The sequence below is a fragment of the Streptomyces flavofungini genome (assembly GCF_014650815.1).
Classification (GTDB): Bacteria; Actinomycetota; Actinomycetes; order Streptomycetales; family Streptomycetaceae; genus Streptomyces; species Streptomyces flavofungini.
The window spans coordinates 1-24,658 of record NZ_BMVR01000016.1 but is presented as its reverse complement, the minus strand read 5'-3'; the positions used below and the strand labels follow the sequence as shown (position 1 = coordinate 24,658).

The following is a 24,658-nucleotide window of genomic DNA, read 5'->3' as shown; positions in this document are numbered from 1 at the left end:
GGGGCGTGGTGCGGGCGGTGCTCGCGGTCCGGGGAGATCCGGCCGGGCAGTCCGCCAGCACGCTACGAACCCGCGCCCCGGCCGGCCATCCGGCGAGCAGGAGCCCCGGCCCTGGGGACAGCCCCCGTACTCCCGCCGCCGCGCGGAAAGCCGTTTGCGGTGGAGTGCGCTTCAACTCCTAAGGTCACGCCCAAGAACACCGCTTCACCAGGAGGTACGACATGACCGGCATGCCCACCCGCAGGCTCGGCGCCCTCACCGTCTCCGCGCAGGGGCTCGGCTGCATGGGGATGAGCCATGCCTACGGGGCCTCGGACGACGCCACGTCGACTGCCACCATCCACCGCGCGCTCGACCTCGGCGTCACCCTGCTCGACACCTCCGACTACTACGGCGGCGGGCACAACGAGGAGCTGATCGGCCGTGCCCTCGCGGGCCACCGACGCGAACAGGCCGTGCTCGCCACGAAGTTCGGCTTCGCCAACCGCCTCGGCGAGCCCATCGAGATCCGGGGCGACGCCGCGTACGTACGCCAGGCCTGCGACGCCTCGCTGCGCCGCCTCGGCGTCGACCACATCGACCTCTACTACGTGCACCGCGTCGACCCGGACGTGCCGATCGAGGAGACCGTCGGCGCCATGGCCGAACTCGTCGCCGCCGGGAAGGTGCGCCACCTCGGCCTGTCCGAGGCCAGCGCGCGCACCATCCGGCGCGCCCACGCCGTGCACCCCGTCGCGGCGCTGCAGAGCGAGTGGTCGCTGTGGACGCGGGACCTGCAGGAGGAAATCGCGCCGGTCTGCCGGGAGCTCGGCATCGGCATCGTGCCGTTCTCGCCGCTCGGCCGCGGCTTCCTGACCGGCCGGGTCACCTCCGTCGACGGCCTGGCGGCGGACGACATCCGGCGGACCCAGCCCCGGTTCGCCGACGGCAACCTGGAGCGCAACCTCGCCATCGTCGACACCCTCAACGACCTCGCGGCCCGGCGCGGCGTCACGGCCGGGCAGCTCGCGCTCGCCTGGGTGCAGCACCAGGGCGACGACGTGGTGCCGATCCCGGGCACGCGCCGCCAGAAGTACCTGGAGGAGAACGTGGCCGCGGCGACGCTCGAACTGTCCGCCGCCGAGCTGGCCGCGATCGAGGCGGCGGCCCCGGCGGACGGGATCGCCGGGACGCGCTACGACGAGAACAGCCTGAAGGTCGTCGACAAGTAACACCCCGAGCCGCGACAGCGGGAGGCAAGTCGACAAAGAGCCTTCCGGGTAGCCTGCGGGCATGCCCCTCTCCGATGAGCGCTCCGCCGAGTTCTCCGCCGCCGTGACGGCCCTCGTGCACGCCGTGCCGGACACCCTCGGCTACCTGGCCGGGGGCTGGCACGTCGAGCGCACGGTGCGGGACTACGCGAAGGCGGCGGATACGGCGGGCGACGGGGCGGCGGGGCGGTTCACGGGCACCACCCTGTTCACGCCGCTCGACGGGGCGGGGCAGGACGGCACCGGCCTGCTGCACCACGAGTCCGGCACGTTCACCTGGCACGGCGTCGCCCGCCCCGCCGAGCGCACGCTCCGCTTCCTGCCGGGCACCGGCGCGGGCACGGTCCGCGTCGACTTCGCCGACGGCCGCTTCTTCCACGACCTGGACCTGCGCACCGGGCGGCACACCGCGGACCACCCGTGCGCGGCGGACCTGTACCGGGGCGCGTTCGAGGTGTACGACGCGGCCCGCTGGCGCACCCGGTGGCGGGTCGCGGGCCCCGCCAAGGACCTGCTCCTGACGACGGACTACACGCGCCTGCTCTGACCCCGGGCCCGAGGCACCGCCCGCGTGCCGGGCGAGGCCTACGCCACCGCCCCGATCCGCAGGCTCCAGTGACGGCCGTCCCCGGCGAGGGTCACCGTCGACAGCGGGCCGACGTCGATGTTCCAGTACGTCGACGGGGGCGCCTGCAGGGCGTACACGAGCGCCGCCCGCACCACCGCGGGCTCGGCCACCGCGACGACCCGGGCGCCGTCCCCGACGGGCCGGGTGTCGAGCCAGCCGCCGACCCGCATGATGAACGCGAACAGCGACTCACCGCCGTGCGGCGCCGACCGCGGATCGCGCAGCCAGGCGTCGACGCCACCCGGCTCGCCCGCGGCCACCTCGGCCAGGGTGTATCCGCGCCAGCGGCCCATGTCGCAGTCGCTCAGGGCGGGTTGGGCGAGCGGCGCGAGGCCGAGGGCGTCCCCGGTGGCGCGGCTGCGCGGGGTCGGCGAGCAGTAGCGCAGTTCGGCCACGCCGAGCGGGAGCAGCGCGGGGGCGGCGCGGCGCACCTCGTGCCAGCCCGCCTCGTCGAGGGGCCGGTCGTCGTCGAACCGCTCGGCCAGCAGGGCGGCGCCGCGCGCGGCCGCTATGAGCGTCACGCCAACGTGCATGCGGTGATCGTGGGGCGCGTGGTGCCCGCGGTCAAGGGGGTGCGGGCGGGACCGCGACAGGACTCCGTCCCGGCCCGCGACATTCCGCCACGGCCGGGCAGCACGCCCGACCGCGGCCCCGCGGGGCTCTCCGCCGCGGCGCGGCGGCACACGCCGCCACCGCCCGCCGCGCCCTCACTGCTCCCCGAGCACCATCCACTGCCGCGGGTTGTCGATCCCCGCGAACCCCACCTTCTCGTACACGCCGTGCGCGTCCCCGGTCGCGAGCAGGATCCTGCGCATCCCGTACGGGGCGAGGTGGTCGCGGACCCCGGCGGCGAGCGCGACGCCGATCCCCTTGCCGCGCACCGCGCGGTCGACGTACACGTCGCAGAGGTAGGCGAAGGTCGCGTGGTCGGTCACCACGCGCGCGTACGCGACCTGTCTGCCCGAGGCCTCCTCGTACACGCCGAAGTTGAGCGAACCGGCGACGGCCGCGTCCTGCTTCTCGCGGGGCCTGCCCATGGACCAGTAGGCGTCCGTGGAGAGCCACTCGTGGATGCGGACGAGGTCGAGGCGGGCGGGGTCGGTGGACAGCTCGTACCCGTCGGGGAGGGCGTACTCGCTTCCGTCAGGGGCAACATACTCGTCGGTCATGACGTGAGACTGGCAGGGACGACGGCTGGCGTCGAGCGTCTTTCCCCGCGCTTTCGCCGCTCGCCCGCCCCTCACCCGGCCCTCGTTCGCCCCTCACCCACCCTTCGTCCGCCGCCCGCTCGCGGCGCCCCGGCCGCGCGTCCCCTGTCACACCAGCACCTCGTCGCACGCCTGTCGCAGTCTGCGTACCCCTTCCGCGATCTCCCCCGCGCCCGCGAGCGCCGCGAAGCTCAGCCGGAAGTGGGCCGCCGGCGGCTCCGCCGCGAAGTAGGGCCGACCGGGCGCGACCGCGACCCCGGCGCGCAACCCCGCCGCCGCGAGGGCCAGTTCGTCGGTGCCGTCGGGCAGCCGCAGCCACAGGTGGTAGCCGCCGACCGGGATGTGCGGCAGCGCCAGTTCGGGCAGGCGCAGGCGCAGCGCCGCCGCCATCGCGTCCCTGCGGTTGCGCAACTCGACCGCCACGGTCCGCAGATGACGCGGCCAGGCCGGGGACCCGACGAGTTCGAGCGCGGCCTCCTGGAGCGGACGCGGCACGAAGAAGTGGTCGACGACCTGGATGGCGCGCAGCCGTTCCAGGACGGGCCCGCGCGCGGCGAGCGCGCTCACCCGGAAGCTCGGCGAGGTCGCCTTGGTGAGCGAGCAGACGTGCACGACCACGCCGTCCCGGTCGTCGGACGCGAGGGGCCGGGGCAGCGGGCCCGCGTCCTCGTGCACGAGTCGGCGTACGAAGTCGTCCTCGACGACGAACGCGCCCGCCTCGCGGGCGATCCGCAGCACCTCCGGGCGGCGCGCGGCGGACAGCACGGCGCCGGTGGGGTTCTGGAACAGCGGCTGGCAGACGAACACGCGCGCCCCGGTGGCCCGGAACGCGGCGGCGAGCAGCTCCGGGCGCACGCCGTCGGTGTCCACGGGCACCGGCACCGGGCGCAGTCCGGCGGCCCGCGCGATCGCCAACAGGCCCGGATAGGTGGGCGATTCCAGCAGGACGGGCGCACCGGGCGGGGCGAGGGCGCGCAGCGCCGTCGTCAGGGCGCTCTGGCCGCCCGAGGTGATCAGGACCTCGGCGGCGGTGATCGCGCCGCCGATGCCGCGCGCGAACCACTCGCGCAGTTCGGGCAGGCCCTCGACCGGGGGCCGGTCCCAGGCGCCGGGGCGGCGGCCCGCGCGGGCGAGCGCGGCGGCCATGGCGCGCTCGGGCTGGAGCGCCGGGTGCAGATAGCCGCTGTTGAACTCCATGACGCCCGGCGGTGGCGCGGCGAGGGTGGCGAGGACGCCGGTGGCGTCGACGGACCGCGGTACGACGTCCGTCATGGCGTCCGCACTGAGCGTCACCTCCTGCCAGGAGGTGTCACCGACGACGGCCTCACTCGCCCCCGTCGGTTCCGCCCGGAACGCCCCGGCACCGGGCCGCGTGACGACGAGCCCCTCCGCGGCGAGCTGCGCGAGCGCCCGCGACACAGTCACCGGACTCACCCGGAACCGCTCCACCAACACCCGACTGGACGGCAGCTTCTCACCCGGAGAGTAGCGGTTCAGCTCCCCCCGCAGCTTCTGTGCCAACTCACCCACACTGCTACGCTCATGCATGAGAGCACAGGATAGCGCTACTGCCCCGCGACGGATAGCGGTCGACACCCAGCCCGCCCCCGACGAGACGGTCGCGACCCGCACGCCCGCCGGGAGCGCAGGGGCTGGCGGCGCCGCGAAGACCCCCGGCGCCGCGAAGCCCGACGCGGCCGCGCAGCCCGTCGGCGCGCCCCCGGCACCCGCCACCCCCGACCGCCGCCGCGCGGGCACGGCACAAGCCGCCCTGGGCGTCATCGCCTTCTCCCTCACCTTCCCCGCCACCGCCTGGGGCCTCGAAGGCATCGGCCCCTGGAGTCTCGTCGCGCTGCGCTGTGCGCTCAGTGCCGTCATCGCGGGCGGCTGTCTCCTCGCGCTGCGGGTGCCGTTGCCGCCCCGCGCCCACTGGGGCGGACTCGCGGTCGTCGGTGGCGGTGTCGTGGTCGGGTTCCCGCTGCTGACGTCACTGGCGTTGCAGACGTCGAGTACCGCGCACGCGGCGGTCGTCGTGGGACTGCTCCCGCTCACGACCGCCGTGTTCTCCGCGCTGCGCACCGGGATACGGCCGTCCCGTACGTTCTGGGCGGCGGCGATCGCGGGGGCCGTGGCGGTGGCCGGGTTCACGGTGCAGCAGAGCGGGGGCGCCCTGTCGACCGCCGACCTGTATCTGTTCGGGGCGCTCGTCGTGTGCGCCGCCGGGTACACCGAGGGCGGCCGCCTCGCCCGCCACATGCCGGGCTGGCAGGTCATCGGCTGGGCGCTCGTCCTGTGCCTGCCGCTCAACATCGTGTGGGCGGTGATCGCGCTGCGCCACGAGCCGTTCCAGCTCACCTGGCACAGCACGGCGGGCGTGCTCTACCTCGCGATCGGCTCCCAGTTCCTCGGCCTGCTCGTCTGGTACCGGGGCATGGCCGCCATCGGCATCCCGAAGGCCAGCCAACTCCAGCTCGCCCAGCCGCTGCTCACCCTCGGCTGGTCGCTGTTCCTGCTCGGCGAGACCCTGACGCCCGCCGCGCCGCTGACGGCCGTGGCGGTACTGGTCTGCATCGCCGTGACCCAACGGGCACGCGGGTAGGGCCAGGCGGCCACCACCGGTCGTACACTGACGGCCACGCACCGCCACCGTTGTGATCCCGACGAGGAGGGCACTCCCCATGCATGCATCCGTGGGCGACCGGCTGCTGATCCACGGCAGGATCGTCGGGCAGCACGACCGGACGGCGGAGGTCATCGAGATCCTCGGCGAGAACGGCGCGCCGCCCTACCGCGTGCGGTTCGACGACGGACACGAGACCCTCATGTCGCCGGGGCCCGACACCGTCGTGCGCCGCTTCGCCGCAGACGAGGACTGAACCCCGGACCCGGGCCGGGAAGGCCCGGGTCCACCACCCCGGCCCGGGACGGGCCGAGGCACGGGACCGGCGTCGCTCAGCCGTCGGCCCGGTACGTGTAGTGGTCGTCCACGACGCGCTGCATCGCGCCGATCCGGTCGGCCACGACGTGCTTCGCCGAGTAGAAGATGTGCCCGCGCACCTGCCGGTACCCGGCGGCGAGAGTCAGGTGCCGGGACAGCTCGGCCGGGTCCTGCCAGGGGGCGGGCTGCGCCGGATCGCCCGCCTTGTACAGCGCCTCCCCCACGTACAGCCGCACGCCGGTGCCCCGCGCCACCTCGTCCCACCAGGGCACGAGCTTGGCGTAGTCGGCGGCGGCCAGGCCGATGTGCCAGTAGAGCTGCGGGCAGATGTAGTCGATCCAGCCCTTCCGCACCCAGCCGCGGGTGTCCGCGTACAGGTCGTCGTACGTCTGCACGCCCGCGCGCGTGTCCGAGCCCGTCGGGTCGGTCGCGATGTTGCGCCACACCCCGAAGGGGCTGATGCCGAACCGGGTGCCGGGGCGGATCCGGTGCACCCGGCGGCCCATCTCCCGCACCAGCCGGTCGATGTTGTCGCGCCGCCACGAGGCCCGGTCCGGGAAGCCGGCGCCGTACCGCGCGAACGCCTCGTCGTCGTCGAAGGTCTGGCCCGCGACGGGATAGGGGTAGAAGTAGTCGTCCCAGTGCACCGCGTCCAGGCGGTAGCGCCGGACCGCGTCGAGCATCGCGTCCTGCATGAACCGGCGCACCTCGGGCAGGCCCGGGTTGTAGTAGAGCTTCCCGCCGTACGGCACGACCCACTCGGGGTGCAGCCGGGCGGGGTGGGTCGGGACGAGGCGGCCGGGGTCGGTGTGCATGGCGATCCGGAACGGGTTGAACCAGGCGTGCAGCTCCAGACCCCGGCGGTGCGCCTCCCGGACGGCGGTGCCCAGCGGGTCCCAGCCCGGGTCCTTGCCCTGGGTGCCCGTCAGCCACTCCGACCACGGCTCGTACCGCGAGGGCCAGAACGCGTCGGCCGTCGGCCGCACCTGGAGGACCACCGCGTTCAGCCGTCTGCGGACCGCCTCGTCGAGATAGGCGATCAGTTCGGCGCGCTGGTCCTCGGCGGACAGGCCCGGCTTCGAGGGCCAGTCGATGTTGACCACCGTGGCCACCCACATGCCGCGCAGCTCCCGGCCCCGGCGCCCCGCCGACGGCAGCGCCGCCGCACCTTCCGCCATCGCGAGCCCCGCGGCCACCGAGGCCGCCGCCATCGTGAACGCCCGGCGCGACATCCGACGTGATCCCGTACGCGCACCCTGACGTGACAAATGCCTCATGAAGCCGCCCCTCGAGTCCGGATTCCACCGACAATCGCTGGTCGTTCGGGGACAGCATGCCCGACCCGGCCCGAATCCCACCGCAGGTTGCGGAGTAACGTTCACCGGCGAGGCAGGCACCGGCTCGTACGGGGGATCCTGCCGGTCCGTTGATCAGCGAAAGGCACGAGGTGACCGACTCTATGGCCGACATTGCGCGCGTCGGAGTGGTGGGCTGTGGCCAGATGGGCGCGGGTATCGCGGAGGTCTGCGCCCGCTCCGGCCTGGACGTGAAGGTCGCGGAGACCACCGGCGAGGCCCTGGAGATCGGCCGTACCCGGCTGCACAACTCCCTGTCCAAGGCGGCCGAGCGCGGCAAGATCTCCGAGACGGAGCGGGACGAGGCGATCGCCCGCCTCAGCTTCACCACCGACCTGGGCGAGTTCGCCGACCGTGACCTCGTCATCGAGGCGGTCGTGGAGAACGAGCAGGTGAAGACCGAGATCTTCCAGGTGCTCGACCAGGTGGTGACGCGTCAGGACGCGATCCTCGCCTCCAACACCTCCTCCATCCCGCTGGTGAAGCTGGCCGTGGCGACCTCCCGCCCGGACCAGGTCATCGGCATCCACTTCTTCAACCCGGCCCCCGTGCAGCAGCTCGTCGAGCTGATCCCGGCGCTGACCACGTCGGAGGGCACGATCAGCCGGGCGCAGACCCTGGTGGAGAAGGTGCTCGGCAAGCACGCGATCCGCGCCCAGGACCGCTCGGGCTTCGTGGTGAACGCGCTGCTCATCCCGTATCTCCTTTCGGCCATCCGGATGTTCGAGTCGGGCATCGCGTCCCGCGAGGACATCGACAACGGCATGGAGATGGGCTGCGCCCACCCGATGGGGCCGCTGAAGCTGTCCGACCTGATCGGCCTGGACACCGTGGCGTCGGTGGCGGACAGCATGTACGAGGAGTACAAGGAGCCGCTGTACGCCGCTCCCCCGCTGCTCCAGCGCATGGTCGACGCGGGCCGCCTCGGCCGCAAGTCGGGCTCGGGCTTCTACACGTACGCCTGATTCCGGCCAGCACCCGCCCGACTCGCGTCCAGGTGCGGCTGATCACCTTCCGCTTCACCCCTGGCAACCCCGGGGCGATTACTCTCCGTACCTGAACTCAAGTCAATTTTCGGCCAGTTCACGGGCCCGGCACTCCGCGAGTGCCGGGCCCGCGCCGTTCACACACCGTGTGCGCGGGGGGCTCGCATATGCCCTTCGCACACGCTCCCGCCCCGACCACCAGGCGAGTTGACTTTCCGTGCGCACAGGGGGGATGTGACGACTACCGAAAGGAGCCGACTCGTGACCACCGACCCCGAGCGTCCCGTGGTCCCGGAAGAACTCGCAGAGTTACGTCGCAGCCTGGACGTGGGCCTCGCCCGCGTCGACGGACGGCTCGCGTTACTCACCCAGAGCGACACCCAGCACACCAAGGACCAGGACGACCTGTCCGTCCGGATCACGGCCCTCGAGCACAACCGGTGGCCACTGCCGGCCCTCGCCGCCCTCACCTCCATCGGGGCGTTGGCGGTGGCGGCATGGCAGGCACTCGGGCGCTAGCCCGAGACGGGAGACAGGCCGGTTAACGCGCGTCCTGGCCAAGACGCAGATGGTGCAACAGAAGGAGTGCCGCCGCCATGTTGGCGGCCGGGACCTCGCCCCGCGCCACCATGTCGGGGACGAGCTTCAGCGGGACCCACTCACGGCGGTCCGACTCGAAGTCGTCCTCGGGGTGGCCGATGTAGGTCCCCTCGTCCGACCAGTAGATGTGGTGCCGGGCGTCGGTGAGGCCGTTGGACGGCTCCACGCTCATCAGGTGCCGCAAGGGTCCCGGCCGCCAGCCGGTCTCCTCCTCCATCTCGCGAGCCGCCGCGTAGGCGATGTCCTCGCCGTCCTCGACGACGCCGGCGGCCAGCTCCCAGCCCCAGCTGTCGGTGATGAAGCGGTGCCGCCACAGGAGCAGCACCTCGTTGGCCTCGTTGACGACCGTGGCGATCGCGACGGGCCGCAGGCGTATCAGGAAGTGGTCGAGGTGCCGCCCGTCAGGTAGCTCGACATCTGCGAGATTGACGGTGAACCATCGGTTTCCATACACAGTTTGTTCGCTCTGTTTCGTCCACTGCACGGTTCTGCCACCTTCCGCCGAATAGATGGCAATATCGCAGCAGGAGGGTGTCCAGAGCACTCCGCGCACGGCAGAGCGAAGTAGCACGTGTCACGCGTGGGTTCGCCCCCGCTCCCCGCGGAAGCACAAGGGTCGCGCGACGCCGCGACGCGCTCCTACAGCGGGACGCGCAGTGCGCCGTCGATGAGTTCGGCGGCCTCGGCGGTGCCCGCGCAGTCGCTGCGCACCAGGTGCTCGCGCACCGCCCGCAGCCGGTCGCGCAGCCGCTGGGACTCCATCCCGCGCGCCTGTTCAGCCATTTCCACCGCCGTGGCCACCGCCTCGTCGGTGTTGCCCTGGCGCAGTTCGATCTGGCTCAGCATGGCGAGCCGGTGCACCCGGCCGCGGTCGTGCGCCGGGGTGTCCACGGCCGCCGCCGCGTGCTCGTGCGCTCCGGTGAGATCGCCGAGGCTGAGCAGCGCCTCCGCCACCTGTACGTTCACCAGGCCGGGTTGGACATAGCCCGTCTCGTCCGGCTCGCGCCCCCGCCGGATCCGGTCGGCCGCGGCCTCGGCACGCCGGATGCAGGACAGCGCGCTGCTGCCGTCGCCCAGGTGCGCGTACGCCTTGGCCTGCATCGCGTACAGATCGGACGCGAGCGCCGGGGTGATGTCGCGGCCCGCGGCGCGCAGCGCGGCCTCCGCGAAGGCGACCGCCTGGCGGTACTCCCGCATGAACAGCGACTGGTTGACGAGCAGCGCGATGACGTACGCGCCGAGTCCCCGGTCCCCGCTGGCCTTGGCGAGCCGCAGCGCCTGGTGGAAGTAGCGCTGGGCCAGGCCGTGCGCGTCCGAGTCGTACGCGCAGATGCCCGCGATCGCGACCAGGCCGCCGGTCGCGCGGTGCAGTTGACGGCCCATCGCGTCGGTGTAGCTGCCTCTGATCAGCGGCGCCGCCTCGGCGTTGAGGAATCCGACTATGCGGGTGCGCATCGCGACGCCGCCGGTCTTGCGGTACATCTGCTCGTAGTGGGTGCGGGCCGCGCGCATCATCTCCACCTCCGCCATGCTGACCGGGTGGCGGCCGCCGCGGGAGACGTCCACGTCCTCGGGCGGGTTCTCCCACTCCCAGACGGGCATCACGGCGGGCGTGCCGGTGACGGCGGGGGCGCCGAGCAGATGCGGGCGCTGCTGTTCGTCGGAGCGCCACAGCGCGGTGGCGCGCTCGACGAACCCGGAGAGCGTGGACGCCATCGAGCCCTGCCGCGCGGCCGGGATCCCGGGCACGCCGAGGCCGATGTCGTCGAGTGCGACCGTGCGTTGGAGGCGTCCCGCGAGGACTTCGCAGATCAGGTCGGGCACTTGGCCGCGGGGGCGCTGGCCCTTCAACCAGCGGGCCACGGCGGTGTGTTCGTATCTCAGCGAGAGGCCCCTGGCCTTTCCCGCCTGATTCACATGGGCGGCGAGGCCCGCGTGGGAGATGCCCGCTTCGTCGAGGATCGCGTCGAGCAGGGTGTTGGGCTGCATGGAGGCCCTCCGGTGGCTCGGTGCGACCAGCCTAGTGGAGCCCTCTTCACACGGGGTGTGAACGGAGTGCTCGCATCCGGGGAGCGCGCGCTCTGCCGCGCCGGGCGCGTGGTCGGTTGACTGAGAGCCCTCACCAGGAGGCGGCCGGGCCGCCGGCTCCCCCTCATACAGTGCGGCGGCCCCTCTGTGGCGCCGTCCGACGGCCGTCGTCTGCCCGGCAGTTCCGCGACGGCCCGGACGGCGCAGGCCGCAGCGGACCGGGCGGTGTTCAGCTCATGGTGCGGGCGCGCCGCCCGGTCTCCGTCGCCTGTGACGGCACCCGCGAGCGGTCGTTGCGCAGCACCAGGAGCGCGGCGTCGTCGGACGTCAGCCGGCCGATGTGGCGCAGGAGTTCGCCGTACACGGCGTGGATGACGGCCTGCGGTGAGACAGGCAGGGTCCGGGCGGCCTCGCTGAGCACGGACTGCAGGGCGAAGAACCGGCCCGCGGCGTTGCGGGCGTCCTCCATCCCGTCGGTGTACAGCACCAGGGCGTCGCCCGGCAGCAGCCGTCCGCAGTGGGCCAGGGGCAGTTCGGCCGGGAGCGGGAAGGGTCCGAGCGGCGGCAGCGGGTCCCCGCCCGGCATCGGTTCGGCCCGGCCGCGCAGCCGATAGGGCCAGGGGTGGCCGCAGTTGAGCGCCCGCACGTCGCCGTCCCGGCTGATCTCCACCAGGAGTACGGTCACGAACTCCTCGGCGAGCGGGCTCTCGGGCGGGGCGGCGCCGTTCGCGGGGTGCTCGGCGCGGGAGCGCTCACGCAGGTGCCGGTCGAGGGCACGCTCGAGGCGCCGGAGGACGAGCGGCAGTTCGGGCTCTTCGTGGGCGGCCTCGCGGAAGCTGCCGAGGACGGCGGCGGCGGTGCCGATCGCGGCCAGGCCATGGCCCCGGACGTCCCCCATCACCAGGCGCACGCCGTGGTCGGTGGCCGCGACCTCGTACAGATCCCCGCCGACGGACGCGCCGTGCGTGGCGGACAGCCGCCCGGCGGCGAGCGCGAGCCCGTCGACGCGCGGCGGCAGCGGCCGGAGCAGGACGTTCTGCGCGGCGCCCGCGACCGCCCTGAGCTGGCGCAGCTCGCGCAGCAGCGCGCGCCGCACCTGCAGGACGAGCCCGGTGCCGACGGCGAAGAAGACGGCGCTGGTGACGATCCGGGCACCCAGGCTCTGCTGTTGGGCGAGCGGACAGGTCAGTTTGTATGTGATGGCGACGGCGCCCCACACCGTGGGCAGGCCGAGCGACAGGGCCCGGCGCAGGCGGCGGGCGCGAGGCAGCTCGAACGAAGCGGTGGCTCCGGGGCAGTCTCCCTGGGGAGTTCTCGCCCGAAGCCGCGCCGTGCAGTGGGCCCCGGCGCCGCGACCGGGCGCGCGAGGCTTGATCCGGATCATGCCGACGGCCCCCTAAGGCCCAGTCCAGCGTGCGGGCCGTGTGCGGGACCGGCCCCTACGGCCGAACTGATTCTGTCGACCGCATGGGCGGATCGGATCAGATCACCGGAAGTTGTCACCCTAACGAGTGAGGGGCGTATCCGTGTCCACGGATACGCCCCTCAACTGCGCCTTCGCGCACCGGCGATGCCTTCGCGGCGCCGTTCGGCCCCGCCGCCGAGACGGCGGGGCCTCGCGGAACTACGCCCCGCGCAGCACCGCGCCGGTCACCTCGGCGGCGCGCGCCACGGCCGCGTCGCGCGCGGCGGTGGCCTCGTCGACGGTCAGTGTGCGGTCGGCGGCGCGGAACCGCAGCGCGTACGCCAGCGACTTCTTGCCCGCGCCGATCTGCTCGCCGGTGAAGACGTCGAACAGGCGGATGTCCTCCAGGAGTTCACCGGCGCCGTCGCGCAGGAAGGCCTCGACGACGGCCGCGGGCACGTCGGTGTCGACGACGAGCGCGACGTCCTGCGTGGCCACCGGGAAGGCCGAGATGTGCGGCGCCTGGAGGGTGCCCTCACCGGCCTGGGCGAGCACGTCCAGGTTCAGCTCCATCGCGCAGCTGCGGGCGGGCAGGCCCAGCGCCTTGATGACACGCGGGTGCAGCTCACCGGCGTGGCCGACGCAGACGATCTCGCCCTCGGTGCCGTCCTCGGCGACGCCGTCGGCGTGCTCCAGGAACACGTTCAGCTCGGCGCAGCGGCCCGGGTGCCACGGGCCGTACTGCCCCTGCTGGACGATGAGTTCGGCCCCGGCCTCACGGGCCACGGTGCGCGCCGCCTCGACGGCGTCCGCCCAGTCGGCCGGGCGGCCCTTGCCCCACCAGCCGGCCTGCTCGTGGGCGCCCGCGAGGACGACCGCGACGTGCCGGGGCTGCTCGGGCAGCGTCTCGTCGAGCGCCGCGAGCTGCTCGTCCGAGGGCCGCCGGTCGACGGGCGGGCGCCCGGCGGAGCCGTTGCCCGAAGCCGCGTCGGCGGTGCGGGGGTGGAAGACCAGGCCGGTCTCGAACAGCGCCAGGTCGTGGCTGCCGCGCCCGTCGTTGCGGCGCAGCGTGGCGAGCAGGCCCGGCAGCAGCGTCGTGCGGAGCGCGGGCTCCTCGTCGGACAGCGGGTTGACGAGCTTGACGACGCGGCGGTTCGGGTCGTCCTTGTCGAGGCCGAGCTGGTCGAAGACCTGCTCGCCGACGAACGGGTAGTTCGGCGCCTCGACGAAGCCGTCCCCGGCGAGCGCGCGGCCCACCCGGCGGTGCAGCCGCTGCCGCTCGGTCAGGCCGCGACCGGCGGGGGGCCGGGGCAGCGTCGAGGGCAGGTTCTCGTAGCCCTCCAGGCGGATGACTTCCTCGGCGAGGTCGTTGATCTCGGCGAGGTCGGGCCGCCAGGACGGCACGGTGACGGTCAGGGAGTCCTGTCCGTACACGTCGCAGCCGACCTCCTGGAGGCGGCGCACGACGGTCTCGCGGCCGTAGGTCACACCGGCGACCCGGTCCGGGTGGTCGGCGCGCATGCTGATGGTGTGCGGCGCGGAGGGCGCGATGACCTCCGTGACACCGGCCTCGGCGGTGCCGCCCGCGAGCAGCACGAGGAGGTCGACGGTGCGCTGCGCGGCGGCGGACGCGGCCTGCGGGTCGACGCCGCGCTCGAAGCGCTTGGCCGCCTCGGAGGACAGCTTGTGGCGGCGCGCGGTGCGGGCCACGGAGACCGCGTCGAAGTGCGCGGCCTCGATGACCACATCGGTGGTGCCCTGCGCCTCGCCGGACCGCTCGTCCACGACGGTGTCGGCGATCTCGGTGTTGGCGCCGCCCATGACGCCCGCGAGGCCGATCGCGCCACGGTCGTCGGTGATCACCAGGTCCTCGGCGTCGAGCACCCGCTGGGCGCCGTCGAGGGTGGTGAACTTCTCGCCCTGCTCGGCCCGGCGCACGCCGATGGTGCCCTGGACGCGCGCGCGGTCGTAGGCGTGCAGGGGCTGGCCGAGCTCCAGCATCACGTAGTTGGTGACGTCGACGGCCAGCGAGATCGGGCGCATGCCCGCCTTCTGCAGGCGGCGGCGCAGCCAGATCGGCGAGCGGGCGTCGGGGCGCAGGCCGGTGACGGTGCGCGCGGTGAAGCGGTCACAGCCGGCCGGGTCGCTGACGCGCACCGGGTAGCCGAAGGAGTTCGGCGCCGGGACGTCGAGCAGCGCCGGGTCGCGCAGCGGCAGGCCGTACGCGGTGGCCGTCTCGCGGGCGACGCCGCGCATCGACAGGCAGTAGCCGCGGTCCGGCGTGACGGCGATGTCGAGGACCTCGTCGACGAGTTCGAGCAGCTCGATGGCGTCGGTGCCGGCCTCGTGCTCGGGCGGCAGCACGATGATGCCCCCGGAACCGTCGTCGCCCATGCCCAGCTCGTCGCCGGAGCAGATCATGCCGTGCGAGGTCTTGCCGTACGTCTTGCGCGCGGCGATCGCGAAGTCGCCGGGCAGGACGGCGCCGGGCAGGACCACGACGACCTTGTCGCCGACGGCGAAGTTCCGGGCGCCGCAGACGATCTCCTGCGGCTCACCGGTGCCGTTGGCCGTGCCGACGTCGACGGTGCAGAAGCGGATGGGCTTCTTGAAGCCCTCCAGCTCCTCGATGGTCAGGACCTTGCCGACGACGAGGGGGCCCTTGAGGCCCGCGCCGAGCTGTTCGACGGTCTCGACCTCGAGACCGGCCGAGACGAGCTTGGCCTGCACATCGCGGCCGGTCTCGGTGGCGGGGAGATCGACATACTCCCGCAGCCAGGAAAGCGGGACCCGCATCAGATCTCCATCCCGAACGGCCGGGTGAAGCGCACGTCACCCTCGACCATGTCTCGCATGTCTTCTACGTGGTGGCGGAACATCAGCATCCGCTCGATGCCGAACCCGAAGGCGAACCCGCTGTACTTCTCGGGGTCCACGCCGCAGGAGGCCAGCACCTTGGGGTTGACCATGCCGCAGCCGCCGAGCTCGATCCAGCCCTCGGAGGAGCAGGTGCGGCAGGGGCGGTCGGGGTTGCCCACGGACTCGCCCCGGCACACGTAGCAGACCATGTCCATCTCGGCGGACGGCTCGGTGAAGGGGAAGAAGTTCGGCCGCAGCCGCGTCTTCATGCCCTCGCCGCCGAAGAGCGCCTGCACCATGTGGTCCAGGGTGCCCTTCAGGTCGGCCATGGTCAGGCCCTCGTCCACGGCGAGCAGCTCGACCTGGTGGAAGACGGGGGTGTGCGTGGCGTCCAGCTCGTCGGTGCGGTAGACCCGGCCGGGGCAGATCACGTACACCGGCGGCTCGCGGTCGATGAGCGAGCGGATCTGCACGGGCGAGGTGTGGGTGCGCAGCACGACACCGGAGTCGTCCGCGTCCACGGCCGGGGCGGCGTCCGGGGCCCCCAGAGACGCAGCGTCGACGAAGAACGTGTCCTGCTCACCGCGGGCCGGGTGGTCCGGGCCGATGTTCAGGGCGTCGAAGTTGAACCACTCGGACTCGACCTCGGGGCCCTCGGCGACCGCGTAGCCCATGGCCACGAAGATGTCCTCGATGCGCTCCGACAGCGTGGTCAGCGGGTGCCGGGCACCGGCCGGTACGCGGTCGTGGGGCAGCGAGACGTCCACGGCCTCCTCGACCAGGACGCGCGCGTCCCGCTCGGCCTCGAGCTCGGTCTGGCGGGCGGCGAGCGCCTTGTTCACGGCGCCGCGGGCCATGCCCACGCGCTTTCCGGCGTCGGCCTTGGCCTGCGGGGGCAGCGCGCCGATCTCGCGGTTGGCGAGCGCCAGCGGCGAGGTGCCGCCGGTGTGGGCGGTCTTCGCCTCCTGCAGCTGGTCGAGGTCGGCGGCGGCCGCGAAGGCGGCGAGCGCCTCGTCCCGCATGCGCTCGATCTCTTCAGGTTTCAGTGCCTCGACCTCGACAGGGTCGTACGACTTGTTCGGTGCCGACATCTCTTCCCGTGCTTCCGTTGACTGGCGGATGGTCCCCGTCGACGAGTCGGAGACGACTGGTCCTGAGATCGTCCCGAGAATGGGGACACAAAGGTGCCAACGTCCGAGTCTAACGGGGGTGCGGTGAACGCATGCGCCCGCGGGCGGCCGCGGCGATGATCACTGGAGATACGCCGGGGCCCCCACGGGCAACGTAAATCGGAACTGGGCGCCGCCGCCGGCCGCGCGGCCCACGGTGATCGTGCCGCCGTGCGCTTCGACGATGCCCTTCACGATGTACAACCCCAGTCCCGTCCCGCCGCGTTTGCTGCCCCGCCAGAAGCGGGTGAAGACGCGGCCCATCGACTCCTCCGGAATGCCGGAACCCTCGTCGCTGACGGTGACCGCGGTGTCGGCGGCTCCCCGCACCCGCAGGGAGGGCGAGGGCGCCACATCAATGGTGACCGTTCCCTCGCCGTGCCGCACCGCGTTTTCCAGCAGATTGCTCAGCACCTGATCGATCTTGTCCGGATCGGCCCACAGGTCGGGCAGCGGCTGCTGCAGCCGTACGAGGAAGCGGTCCGCGTCCTGACCGGCGGCGACGTGGGCCTGGATGTGCCGCCCGACGGCCGCGCCGATGTCGACGGGCTGGCGGCGCAGTTCGAGCCGCCCGGAGTCGATGCGGGAGATGTCGAGCAGTTCGGCGATGAGCCGGGTGACGCGGTTGGCGTCGGCGTCCACCGTCTCCAGCATCAGCTTCTTCTGGTCGTCGGTGAACCGCTCCCACTTGGCGAGCAGCGTCGCCGTGAAGCCCTTGACGGACGTCAGCGGCGAGCGCAGTTCATGGGCGACGGTGGCGATCAGCTCGGCGTGGCTGCGCTCGGTGCGGCGGCGCGCCTCGGTGTCGCGCAGGGACACCACGAGGCGGCGCAACGGCCCGGTCGGCCGCGTCCGTACGTACCGCGCGGACACGAGCACTTCGCGGCCGCCGGGAAGCAGCAGGTTCCGCTCGGGCTGGGCGAACCGGGTGGTGAGGCCGCCGTAGGGGTCGGTGAGCTGCCACCAGCGGCGTCCTTCTAGGTCCTCCAGGGGCAGCGCCCGCTCGATGGAGGCGCCCATGGCGTCGCTGGCGCGGACGGCGGTGATGCGGGCCGCGGCGGCGTTGAAACAGATCACGCGCCCCGACTCGTCGGCCACGACCAGGCCGTCGGGCAGGTCGTCCGGGTCGATGCCGAGCTCGCCGGGGCCCGGGCCCGCCTGGCCCGACTGGCCTGCGGGAGGGCACAGGATGTCCCGTACTCCCGGTGGTCTGCTCGTGCCGACAGTCATTCCCCGTATCCCCGCCTCTCGGAACCGGCGCAATGGGCCTGTGAGCCCGACACACTACTAGCCGGGGGTGACGGAGCGGCACCCTCCGGCGGCGCGCTGTGCACGCGCGGACGCATAGAGGCATACGGCTGCCGCGGTCGCGAGGTTCAAGCTCTCGGCGCTTCCGTGGATCGGAACGCGCACCACCGCGTCGGCGAGTGCGCGGGTCTCCTCCGGCAGCCCCCAGGCCTCGTTGCCGAAGATCCACGCCGTCTCGGTGCCCATGGTCCCCTGGTCCAGCTCGGCGTCCAGGTCGTCCGCCCCGGCCCCGTCGGCGGCGAGCACCCGCACGCCCGAGCCCTTCAGGCCGCGGACGGCCTCCTCGACGGGCACGCCCACGGCCACCGGCAGGTGGAAGTGCGAGCCGACCGAGGCGCGCACGGCCTTGGGGTTGTAGAGGTCGACGGAGGCGTCGGTGAGGATCACGGCCTCGGCGCCCGCGGCGTCGGCGCAGCGCAGCACGGTCCCGGCGTTTCCGGGGTCGCGTACGTGGGCGAGCACGGCGACGAGTTTGGGCCGCCCCGCGAGGATCTCGTCCAACGGCACGTCGAGGAACCGGCACACCCCGACAAGACCCTGCGGGGTGACGGTCGTCGAGATGTCCGCGATGACGCTCTCGTCGGCCAGGTGCACGCTCGCCCCGGCGTCCCGGGCCGCGCCGACGATGTCCGCGTACCGCTCGGCGGCCTCGACGGTCGCGAACAGCTCCACGAGCGTGGCCCGCCCGTTCCCGCGATGCCCGGCGGCCTCCCGCACGGCCTGCGGCCCCTCCGCCAGGAACAGCCGCTCCTTCCCGCGAAAGTTCCGCTTGGCAAGCCGCCGCGCGGCGCTGACGCGCACCGAACGCGGGGAGATCAGTTCCGGACTGCTGGCCATCAAGTCGCCTTCGGGGATACGGGGTCGGGGCTTCTCACCGCCGGGGGCGGGCACTTCTTCACCGCCAGGGGGCGGAGGCATTCTCACCGCCGCGAGACGGCCACTGCTCACCACCACGGGGCGGAGGCTTCCTCACCACCAAGAGGCGGGGGCTTCCTCACCGCCAAGAGGCAGGGGCTGCACGCCGCCGCGAGACGGGCACTTCTCACCGCCGCGAGACGAGGGCCGCACGCCGCCGCGAGGCAGGCGGCCCCCCGCCGGGAGGGGCGGGTATTCCTTCCCCGCCGCAACGGCGCTCAGCCGAAACGTCAGCGACCGGCGGTGCCGAACCGCCCGCAGCGACGCGCGGCGAAGAGCGGGCCGAACAAGACGGGACCCGCAGGCCATCGGCCTACGGGTCCAATCACAGCTCAAGCCCAGTGCGAACGTCAGGCGGCCTTGGGGGCGTTGACGTCCGACGGCAGGGCCTTCTGCGCGACCTCGACCAGCGCGGCGAACGCGTTGGCGTCGTTCACGGCCAGCTCGGCGAGGATCTTGCGGTCCACCTCGATGTTGGCGGCCTTCAGACCCTGGATGAAGCGGTTGTAGGTGATGCCGTTGGCGCGGGCAGCGGCGTTGATGCGCTGGATCCACAGCTGACGGAAGTCGCCCTTGCGCTTCTTGCGGTCGTTGTAGTTGTAGACCAGGGAGTGGGTGACCTGCTCCTTGGCCTTGCGGTACAGGCGCGACCGCTGGCCGCGGTAGCCGCTGGCCGCTTCGAGGATCGCCCGACGCTTCTTGTGGGCGTTGACTGCCCGCTTGACGCGTGCCACTTGTTAACTCCTTGTAGCGGGGCCGTGGTTGGACTCACACGACCCGGTATCGATTGGGTCCCGGTCAGAGCTCAGGCGCGCGGTGCGCGCCCGGACTCACTTGCCGAGAAGCTTCTTGATCTTCTTGGCGTCGCCCGGGGCCATCTCGGCGTTGCCGGTGAGGCGACGCGTCAGACGGGACGACTTGTGCTCGAGCAGGTGGCGCTTGCCGGCGCGCTCGCGGAGCACCTTGCCGGAGCCGGTGACCTTGAAGCGCTTGCTGGCACCGCTGTGCGTCTTGTTCTTCGGCATAGCGCCGTTCTCTCCTCGTCAGTGGCACTCCGATGCCCGGTCGTGAAACCGGGCATCCGGGAGCGTCATGTGTTCGGTTGGCGATCCCTGGACTCGCGTCCGGGGATCAGGCCTCGGCGGGAGCCTCGGCCGGGGCCTCGACGGGGGCTTCGGAAAGCTCCTCCTCGGCGGCGTTCTGCGACTTGCCGGGGTTGGCCTTCGCTTCCGCCTTGCGAGCCGCCTGGGCCTCACGGGCCTCGGCCATCGCCTCGGTCTTCTTCTTGTGCGGACCGAGGACCATGATCATGTTTCGGCCGTCCTGCTTCGGGTTCGACTCGATGAACCCGAGGTCCTGGACGTCCTCCGCGAGCCGCTGCAGCAGCCGGAAGCCGAGCTCCGGACGGGACTGCTCGCGACCACGGAACATGATCGTGATCTTGACTTTGTCGCCCTGCTTGAGGAACCGGACGACGTGACCCTTCTTGGTGTCGTAGTCGTGCGGGTCGATCTTCGGCCGGAGCTTCATCTCCTTGATGACCGTGTGCGCCTGGTTCTTGCGCGCCTCACGGGCCTTCATGGCCGACTCGTACTTGAACTTCCCGTAGTCCATGAGCTTGCACACGGGCGGACGGGCGTTCGCCGCGACCTCGACCAGGTCCAGGTCGTACTCCTGCGCAAGCTCCAGGGCCTTGGCAAGCGGGACAATCCCGACCTGCTCGCCGCTGGGACCGACAAGTCGCACTTCGGGAACGCGAATCCGGTCGTTGATGCGGGGCTCGGCGCTGATGGATCCTCCTCGGTAGCACCACGCGACCGTCTGGCGGACAGCCGCGTTACGTCTGTTTTCTCGACCAACCGAGCCGGAACACAAAAAATGCCCCGACTGATCACAGAAGGGGCTCCAAACGAATACCGGAGCACCTCCGCGATGATCGCGGGGCGCATCGGGCGGACGCTCGCGCTTCGCACGGTGTCCGCCTGACCGGTGACCCGCCGCCCCTCGGAGCGGCCAGGTGGGAGATCGGAGCCTCCACTTGTGGGCCGGACGCTTGCGTTGGCACGCGGGTGTCCAGCCGGTCGTTACACAAGGTTAGCAGGTCCCGGGGGGTGGGGCTAACCGTCGGAGCGCGGCTCTAGGGTGAGGGGCATGAGTGACACGAGCCCCGCGGCCACCCCCGCACCCCACGACGCATCCCAGAGCCCCGGCTTCGACGCCATGACCCGCGACATCGCGGACGTTCCCGCGGTCGAGGTGATCACGACGGTCGCGGTGCACCTGATGAGCGCGGCGGCGGTGAACCTGGGCCTCGCCGAGGAGGGCGAGGCCCACAAGGACCTGGACGAGGCCCGCAAGCTGATCCAGGCCCTGGCCGGTCTGATGGACGCGAGCGCGACGGAGATCAGCTCCTTCCACGCGGCGCCGCTGCGGGACGGCCTGAAGTCCCTGCAGCTCGCGTTCCGCGAGGCGTCCCTGGTGCCGGACGAGCCCGGTCAGGGCCCCGGCGAGAAGTACACGGGGCCCGTCTTCGGCTGACGCCCACGCATCACCGTACGTAGAGGGGCTCGCCCGGTGGCGTCGCCTCGGCCGGCAGCAGTGCCAGGTCGAGGCCGCGCACCAGGCGGGCCCTCAGTGTTTCGTCGGCGGCGAGGGCCTCGGCGAGGCGCTGGGCGGCGGCCTGCGTGGCCGCGGGGTCCAGGACCAGGGCGAGGGTGCCGTCGGCCGTGCCGGGGCCGAGGTGGGCGCGGAGCACGGCGGGCTCGGCGGCGACGACGGCGCGCACGGCGGCGACGACGGCCGGGTCCGTGAGCGCGTCGGCGCTGCGGCGCCCTTCGGCGAGGGCGATCAGCGCGGGCCGGTTCAGCTCGTAGGGGACGGGGCCCGCGAGGTCGAGGACGATCGTGTCGGCCTTCTCGTGCGCGGCGGCCTGCAGCGCCTGGTGCAGCGGTACGGCGACGGGGCGGGCCTCGGGGTCCCACAGGGCCAGCGCCTCGGTGGAGGTGAAGGCGGGCAGCGCGGTGCGGTGGCCCGCCTTCAACGTGGGCACGGCCATGTCACTGGTCTTCTCGCGCCGCAGCCCGCCCGCCCGTCTCCCACCACCCTCATGAAGAGCTTCGCCCCCCTGTTGATCGCCCTCCTCGACCTCGCCGAGCACGGCGACGACGGGTACCAGGAGACGGGCCCCCGCGAGCGCTTCGAGGACCGGCCCGTGGGCGCTCCGGTCCTCGGCCCAGGCGGCGAGCGCCGCCCGGAGCGCGGGGTCGGCCGACCCGTCGTCGTCGGAGAAGCCGGGGTCGGGAATGTTCTTGTTCGCCACGGTCCCGACCCTAGCCCGCCGGTGTCCGGCGGCTGCGGCCGCCCACCGGCGCACGGACGACGTACCGCCGCGGCCGCCTACCGCCGCGCGGCCCCCGCCCGCCCCCGCCACAGCCAGATCCCCGCCGCCAGCAGGGCCACGCCCAGGCCTCCGGCCGCGGGGCCGACCCACCCGGCGGGGCCGTCGTCCTCGGGCGCCTTGTCCGGGCCGGGGCCGAAGTACTTGTCGGTGCGGGCCGTGGCACGCAGGGACTGGGGCTTGATCTTGTCGGCGCGAGCGAGTGCCGCGACCGGGTCGACGAGGCCGAAGCCGCGGGAGTCGTCGCGGCCGCCGGCCGGGGCGTCCCGTGCGGTGTCCCGCAGGAGCTGCTTGATCTCGGCGGGGCCGAGGCCGGGGTGGGCGGCGCGGATGAGGGCGACGGCACCGGAGACGAAGGCGGCCGCCGCGCTCGTGCCCCAGCCCTCGTAGTACCTGCGGTTGGGGTCGGCGATGACGACGTCGTCGCCGGGCGCGCTGACGGTGGCGTACCAGCGGCGGGTGGAGAAGGGGGCGCGCGTGCCGTTGCTGTCGACGGCGGTCGCGGCGATGACGCCCGGGTACGCGGCCGGGTACGAGATGTGGTCGCCGCGTTCGCCGCCGTTGCCCGCGGAGGCGACGACGACGGCGCCCTTCTTCAGCGCGTACTGGACGGCGGCGTCCTCCGTCGGCTCCGGGTGGGCGGACTTGGAGTCGTCGCCGAGGGAGAGGTTGATGACGTCGGCGCCGTGGTCGGCGGCCCAGCGGATGCCTTCGGCGAGGGCGTTGCCGCGGGTGGAGCGGGCCTTCTTGCGGGCGGGGTCGCCGTCCTCGAGGATCACCCGCACCGGCAGGATCCGCGCTTCGGGCGCGATGCCGAGCACGCCGTCGCGGCGGCCCGCGCCGTGCCCGTGACCGGCGACGATCCCCGCCATGGCGGTGCCGTGCCGGGCCCAGGACTTGTCGCCGCGGCGGGCGCCGAAGCCGACCATGTCCTTGCCGGTCCTGACGTTGCCGGCCAGGTCGGGGTGGGAGGCGTCCACGCCGGTGTCGAGCACGGCGACGGTGACGCCCGCGCCCTTGGTGGTCCGCCAGGCCTGGTCGGTGCGCATCACGTCGAGGGCCCACTGCTGGCCGCGGATGCCGTCGTCGGCGTGGGCGGTGCCGACGGCGGGCAGCAGCGCACAGGTGGCGGCGACCGTGCCGACCACCGCCCGCCGCGTGCGCTGGCGCATTCCGCTCATGGTCATGAGGACTTCTCCGTGGCCGCGGTGACGGTCTTGCGCAGGCCGCGCTCGACGCGGTCGGCGATGCCCTTCGCGTCGTTGCCGAGCCCCGCCTGGGCGGGGGCGGAGGTGGCGCCCGCCTTCATGGCTTCGGCGGCGGGCTCCGGGTCGGTGACGGCGCGGCCGTCGGCGAAGCCGGAGACGGCGTACGCGATGACGGGGGCGTCGGGCAGCACGGACAGGGTCCAGGTGGCGCGCTGGAGGTCGCCGAAGTCCCCGGCGACGGTGCCCTCGGCGGCGTACGGGCGGGGCATCAGGTCCGGCCGGGCGTCGAGGCCCTCCTCGGTGAACCGGGTGCGCAGGGCCCGCATCGCCTCGGCGTCCGCCTTCGTGAACAGCAGGCCGACGGTGGTGACGTGGCTGCGGGTCGCGTCCGTGTACGTGGCGCGCAGCAGGCGCAGGCAGCCCGCCGGAGCGAGGGCCTTGCGCAGCAGCGGGTCGAAGGCGTCCTTGCAGGTGCTGTCGGGGGCGACGGCGACGCGGTTCCAGGTGCGGTCGGCGCCACCGGGGCCCGCGCCCTCACCCTTGATCGAGCGCGGGAACAGCTCGTCGACGGGCACGCTGTGCCAGAGCTCCCCCGCCTCGACGTACGCGTTCCGCGAGCTCCCCGCCGCGTCGGACTCTCCCGTCAGCCAACTCCCCGTCGCCGCCCCGCCGATGAGCCCGAGCCCCAGCACCACACAGGCCGCGGCCGCCGCCGCCCGGGGCCGCACCCACGCGCCGACGGGGCGCAGCCGGGTGGTGGTGTCGTCGTACAGCGCGGGCCGCGCCAGAAACACGAAGGGGCGGCCCGTGTCAGGACCCGGCGTCAGGTCCACGGCCCCGACGGCACGGCGGGCGGCGGCGGTCCGTCGGGCGGCGAAGGCCCGCACGGCGCCGGTACCGGCGGCCGTGGTGCCGCTGTTGCGGCCTTCCGGGGTGGCGCCGCTCGCCGGGCTGTCGCCGCTGCGAGGTGCGGGGAAGGGGCGTGGCGGGACGCCGGTGGGGCTTTTCGGTGCGGTGGGGTCCGCCTCCGTGGCGGCCGTACGCGCGGCGGGCGCCGGGCCCAACGGCGGGGCGGGCACGGCCGGTTGGGGGGTGGTGGCCCTGGCGCGGGAGGCGCGGGTGTCCTGGTCCGGGGTGGCGGTCTGGGTACGGCGGTCTCGCGCGCCCGGTGGGGAAGTGGGGGCGGTGGCTTCGGTCCGTGGGGCGCCCGGGGGCGGGGTGGCGGTGGTTCGCGGGCCGCTCGCGCCCGGGCTCTGGACGGCGGCGGTCCGCGGGTCCCTCGCACCAGGGGTCGGGGTGGTGGTGCGCGGGTCCCCCGCGCCCAGGGACGGGGCGGTACCGGTGCGCGGCTCCCCCGAGTCCGAGGCCGGGGTGGTGATTCGCAGGCCCCCCGCGCCCACAGAC

General features: G+C 73.3%; 24 protein-coding genes. 7 read left to right on the top strand and 17 right to left on the bottom strand.

From position 1 onward, the window contains the following. Positions 1–221 precede the first annotated feature (221 nt). Together IE274_RS32335 and IE274_RS32330 are read left to right on the top strand one after the other, a co-directional pair. A complete protein-coding gene (locus IE274_RS32335) occupies positions 222–1,211 on the top strand; it encodes an aldo/keto reductase (RefSeq protein ID WP_190119496.1) in 990 nt (329 codons plus the stop codon). A 124-nt stretch (positions 1,212–1,335) separates the two neighbouring features. Beyond that, a complete protein-coding gene (locus IE274_RS32330) occupies positions 1,336–1,797 on the top strand; it encodes a DUF6314 family protein (protein ID WP_190119631.1) in 462 nt (153 codons plus the stop codon). 38 nt (positions 1,798–1,835) lie between these two features. Here the strand turns inward: IE274_RS32330 and IE274_RS32325 are convergent, their stop codons facing one another. The 3 genes from IE274_RS32325 to IE274_RS32315 all read right to left on the bottom strand — a co-directional run bounded on the left by IE274_RS32325 (position 1,836) and on the right by IE274_RS32315 (position 4,634). After that, positions 1,836–2,411, bottom strand: coding sequence for a histidine phosphatase family protein (locus IE274_RS32325; protein ID WP_190119495.1), 576 nt, complete (start codon positions 2,409–2,411; stop codon positions 1,836–1,838). Positions 2,412–2,585: 174 nt separating this feature from the next. Further along, a complete protein-coding gene (locus tag IE274_RS32320; RefSeq protein ID WP_190119494.1) occupies positions 2,586–3,047 on the bottom strand; it encodes a GNAT family N-acetyltransferase in 462 nt (153 codons plus the stop codon). Between the two features lie 147 nt (positions 3,048–3,194). Beyond that, the gene (locus IE274_RS32315; protein WP_190119493.1) at positions 3,195–4,634 is read right to left on the bottom strand and encodes an aminotransferase-like domain-containing protein; all 1,440 of its coding nucleotides are present in this window, start codon (positions 4,632–4,634) and stop codon (positions 3,195–3,197) included. Here IE274_RS32315 and IE274_RS32310 point away from each other — a divergent pair. Further along, a complete protein-coding gene (locus tag IE274_RS32310; protein WP_229909958.1) occupies positions 4,633–5,685 on the top strand; it encodes a DMT family transporter in 1,053 nt (350 codons plus the stop codon). The genes IE274_RS32315 and IE274_RS32310 overlap by 2 nt on opposite strands. A gap of 79 nt (positions 5,686–5,764) precedes the next feature. After that, a complete protein-coding gene (locus IE274_RS32305) occupies positions 5,765–5,962 on the top strand; it encodes a DUF1918 domain-containing protein (RefSeq protein ID WP_190119492.1) in 198 nt (65 codons plus the stop codon). 76 nt (positions 5,963–6,038) lie between these two features. Here IE274_RS32305 and IE274_RS32300 read toward each other — a convergent pair whose 3' ends face one another. Then, on the bottom strand, positions 6,039–7,301 hold the full coding sequence (locus IE274_RS32300) for a glycoside hydrolase family 10-like protein (protein ID WP_443732138.1): 1,263 nt from the start codon (positions 7,299–7,301) through the stop codon (positions 6,039–6,041). Positions 7,302–7,483: 182 nt separating this feature from the next. Between IE274_RS32300 and IE274_RS32295 the strand changes: the two genes are divergently transcribed. Beyond that, positions 7,484–8,344, top strand: coding sequence for a 3-hydroxybutyryl-CoA dehydrogenase (locus IE274_RS32295; protein ID WP_190119491.1), 861 nt, complete (start codon positions 7,484–7,486; stop codon positions 8,342–8,344). Between the two features lie 282 nt (positions 8,345–8,626). Next, a complete protein-coding gene (locus tag IE274_RS32290; RefSeq protein ID WP_190119490.1) occupies positions 8,627–8,884 on the top strand; it encodes a hypothetical protein in 258 nt (85 codons plus the stop codon). Between the two features lie 22 nt (positions 8,885–8,906). Here IE274_RS32290 and IE274_RS32285 read toward each other — a convergent pair whose 3' ends face one another. The 10 genes from IE274_RS32285 to infC form a co-directional block, all read right to left on the bottom strand. Beyond that, the gene (locus tag IE274_RS32285; RefSeq protein WP_190119489.1) at positions 8,907–9,449 is read right to left on the bottom strand and encodes an NUDIX hydrolase; all 543 of its coding nucleotides are present in this window, start codon (positions 9,447–9,449) and stop codon (positions 8,907–8,909) included. 155 nt (positions 9,450–9,604) lie between these two features. Then, positions 9,605–10,954, bottom strand: a complete 1,350-nt coding sequence (locus IE274_RS32280) for an NsdA family TPR-like regulatory protein (protein WP_190119488.1) — start codon at positions 10,952–10,954, stop codon at positions 9,605–9,607. Positions 10,955–11,222: 268 nt separating this feature from the next. Then, on the bottom strand, positions 11,223–12,377 hold the full coding sequence (locus IE274_RS32275; protein WP_233102978.1) for a PP2C family protein-serine/threonine phosphatase: 1,155 nt from the start codon (positions 12,375–12,377) through the stop codon (positions 11,223–11,225). 240 nt (positions 12,378–12,617) lie between these two features. Further along, positions 12,618–15,194 (bottom strand): phenylalanine--tRNA ligase subunit beta, encoded by a 2,577-nt coding sequence (pheT, locus tag IE274_RS32270; RefSeq protein ID WP_190119487.1) that lies wholly within the window; start codon positions 15,192–15,194, stop codon positions 12,618–12,620. Next, the gene (pheS, locus tag IE274_RS32265; RefSeq protein ID WP_190119486.1) at positions 15,194–16,348 is read right to left on the bottom strand and encodes a phenylalanine--tRNA ligase subunit alpha; all 1,155 of its coding nucleotides are present in this window, start codon (positions 16,346–16,348) and stop codon (positions 15,194–15,196) included. Before pheS ends, pheT begins: the two co-directional genes overlap by 1 nt. Before the next feature lie 159 nt (positions 16,349–16,507). Beyond that, on the bottom strand, positions 16,508–17,656 hold the full coding sequence (locus IE274_RS32260; protein ID WP_190119485.1) for a sensor histidine kinase: 1,149 nt from the start codon (positions 17,654–17,656) through the stop codon (positions 16,508–16,510). 57 nt (positions 17,657–17,713) lie between these two features. Beyond that, positions 17,714–18,571, bottom strand: coding sequence for a TrmH family RNA methyltransferase (locus IE274_RS32255; protein ID WP_372447044.1), 858 nt, complete (start codon positions 18,569–18,571; stop codon positions 17,714–17,716). A gap of 428 nt (positions 18,572–18,999) precedes the next feature. Continuing rightward, positions 19,000–19,383: a 50S ribosomal protein L20 gene (gene rplT / locus IE274_RS32250; protein ID WP_030356289.1), complete on the bottom strand. Its 384-nt coding sequence runs from the start codon at positions 19,381–19,383 to the stop codon at positions 19,000–19,002. 96 nt (positions 19,384–19,479) lie between these two features. Then, positions 19,480–19,674 carry a 50S ribosomal protein L35 gene (gene rpmI, locus IE274_RS32245; protein WP_004944288.1) on the bottom strand — a complete coding sequence of 65 codons (195 nt, stop codon included), beginning with the start codon at positions 19,672–19,674 and terminating at the stop codon, positions 19,480–19,482. Between the two features lie 106 nt (positions 19,675–19,780). Beyond that, positions 19,781–20,440, bottom strand: coding sequence for a translation initiation factor IF-3 (gene infC / locus IE274_RS32240; protein WP_190119627.1), 660 nt, complete (start codon positions 20,438–20,440; stop codon positions 19,781–19,783). Between the two features lie 360 nt (positions 20,441–20,800). Between infC and IE274_RS32235 the strand changes: the two genes are divergently transcribed. After that, positions 20,801–21,187 (top strand): DUF1844 domain-containing protein, encoded by a 387-nt coding sequence (locus IE274_RS32235; protein WP_190119483.1) that lies wholly within the window; start codon positions 20,801–20,803, stop codon positions 21,185–21,187. A 10-nt stretch (positions 21,188–21,197) separates the two neighbouring features. On the opposite strand, the gene IE274_RS32230 is transcribed toward IE274_RS32235, so the two are convergent. The 3 genes from IE274_RS32230 to IE274_RS39765 all read right to left on the bottom strand — a co-directional run. Continuing rightward, positions 21,198–21,968: an SseB family protein gene (locus tag IE274_RS32230; protein ID WP_190119482.1), complete on the bottom strand. Its 771-nt coding sequence runs from the start codon at positions 21,966–21,968 to the stop codon at positions 21,198–21,200. Positions 21,969–22,045: 77 nt separating this feature from the next. Then, positions 22,046–23,233, bottom strand: coding sequence for a type VII secretion-associated serine protease mycosin (gene mycP / locus IE274_RS32225; protein ID WP_190119481.1), 1,188 nt, complete (start codon positions 23,231–23,233; stop codon positions 22,046–22,048). After that, a partial coding sequence (locus IE274_RS39765; protein ID WP_229909971.1) for a hypothetical protein occupies positions 23,230–24,658 on the bottom strand: 1,429 nt, incomplete at its 5' end. The genes mycP and IE274_RS39765, both read right to left, overlap by 4 nt.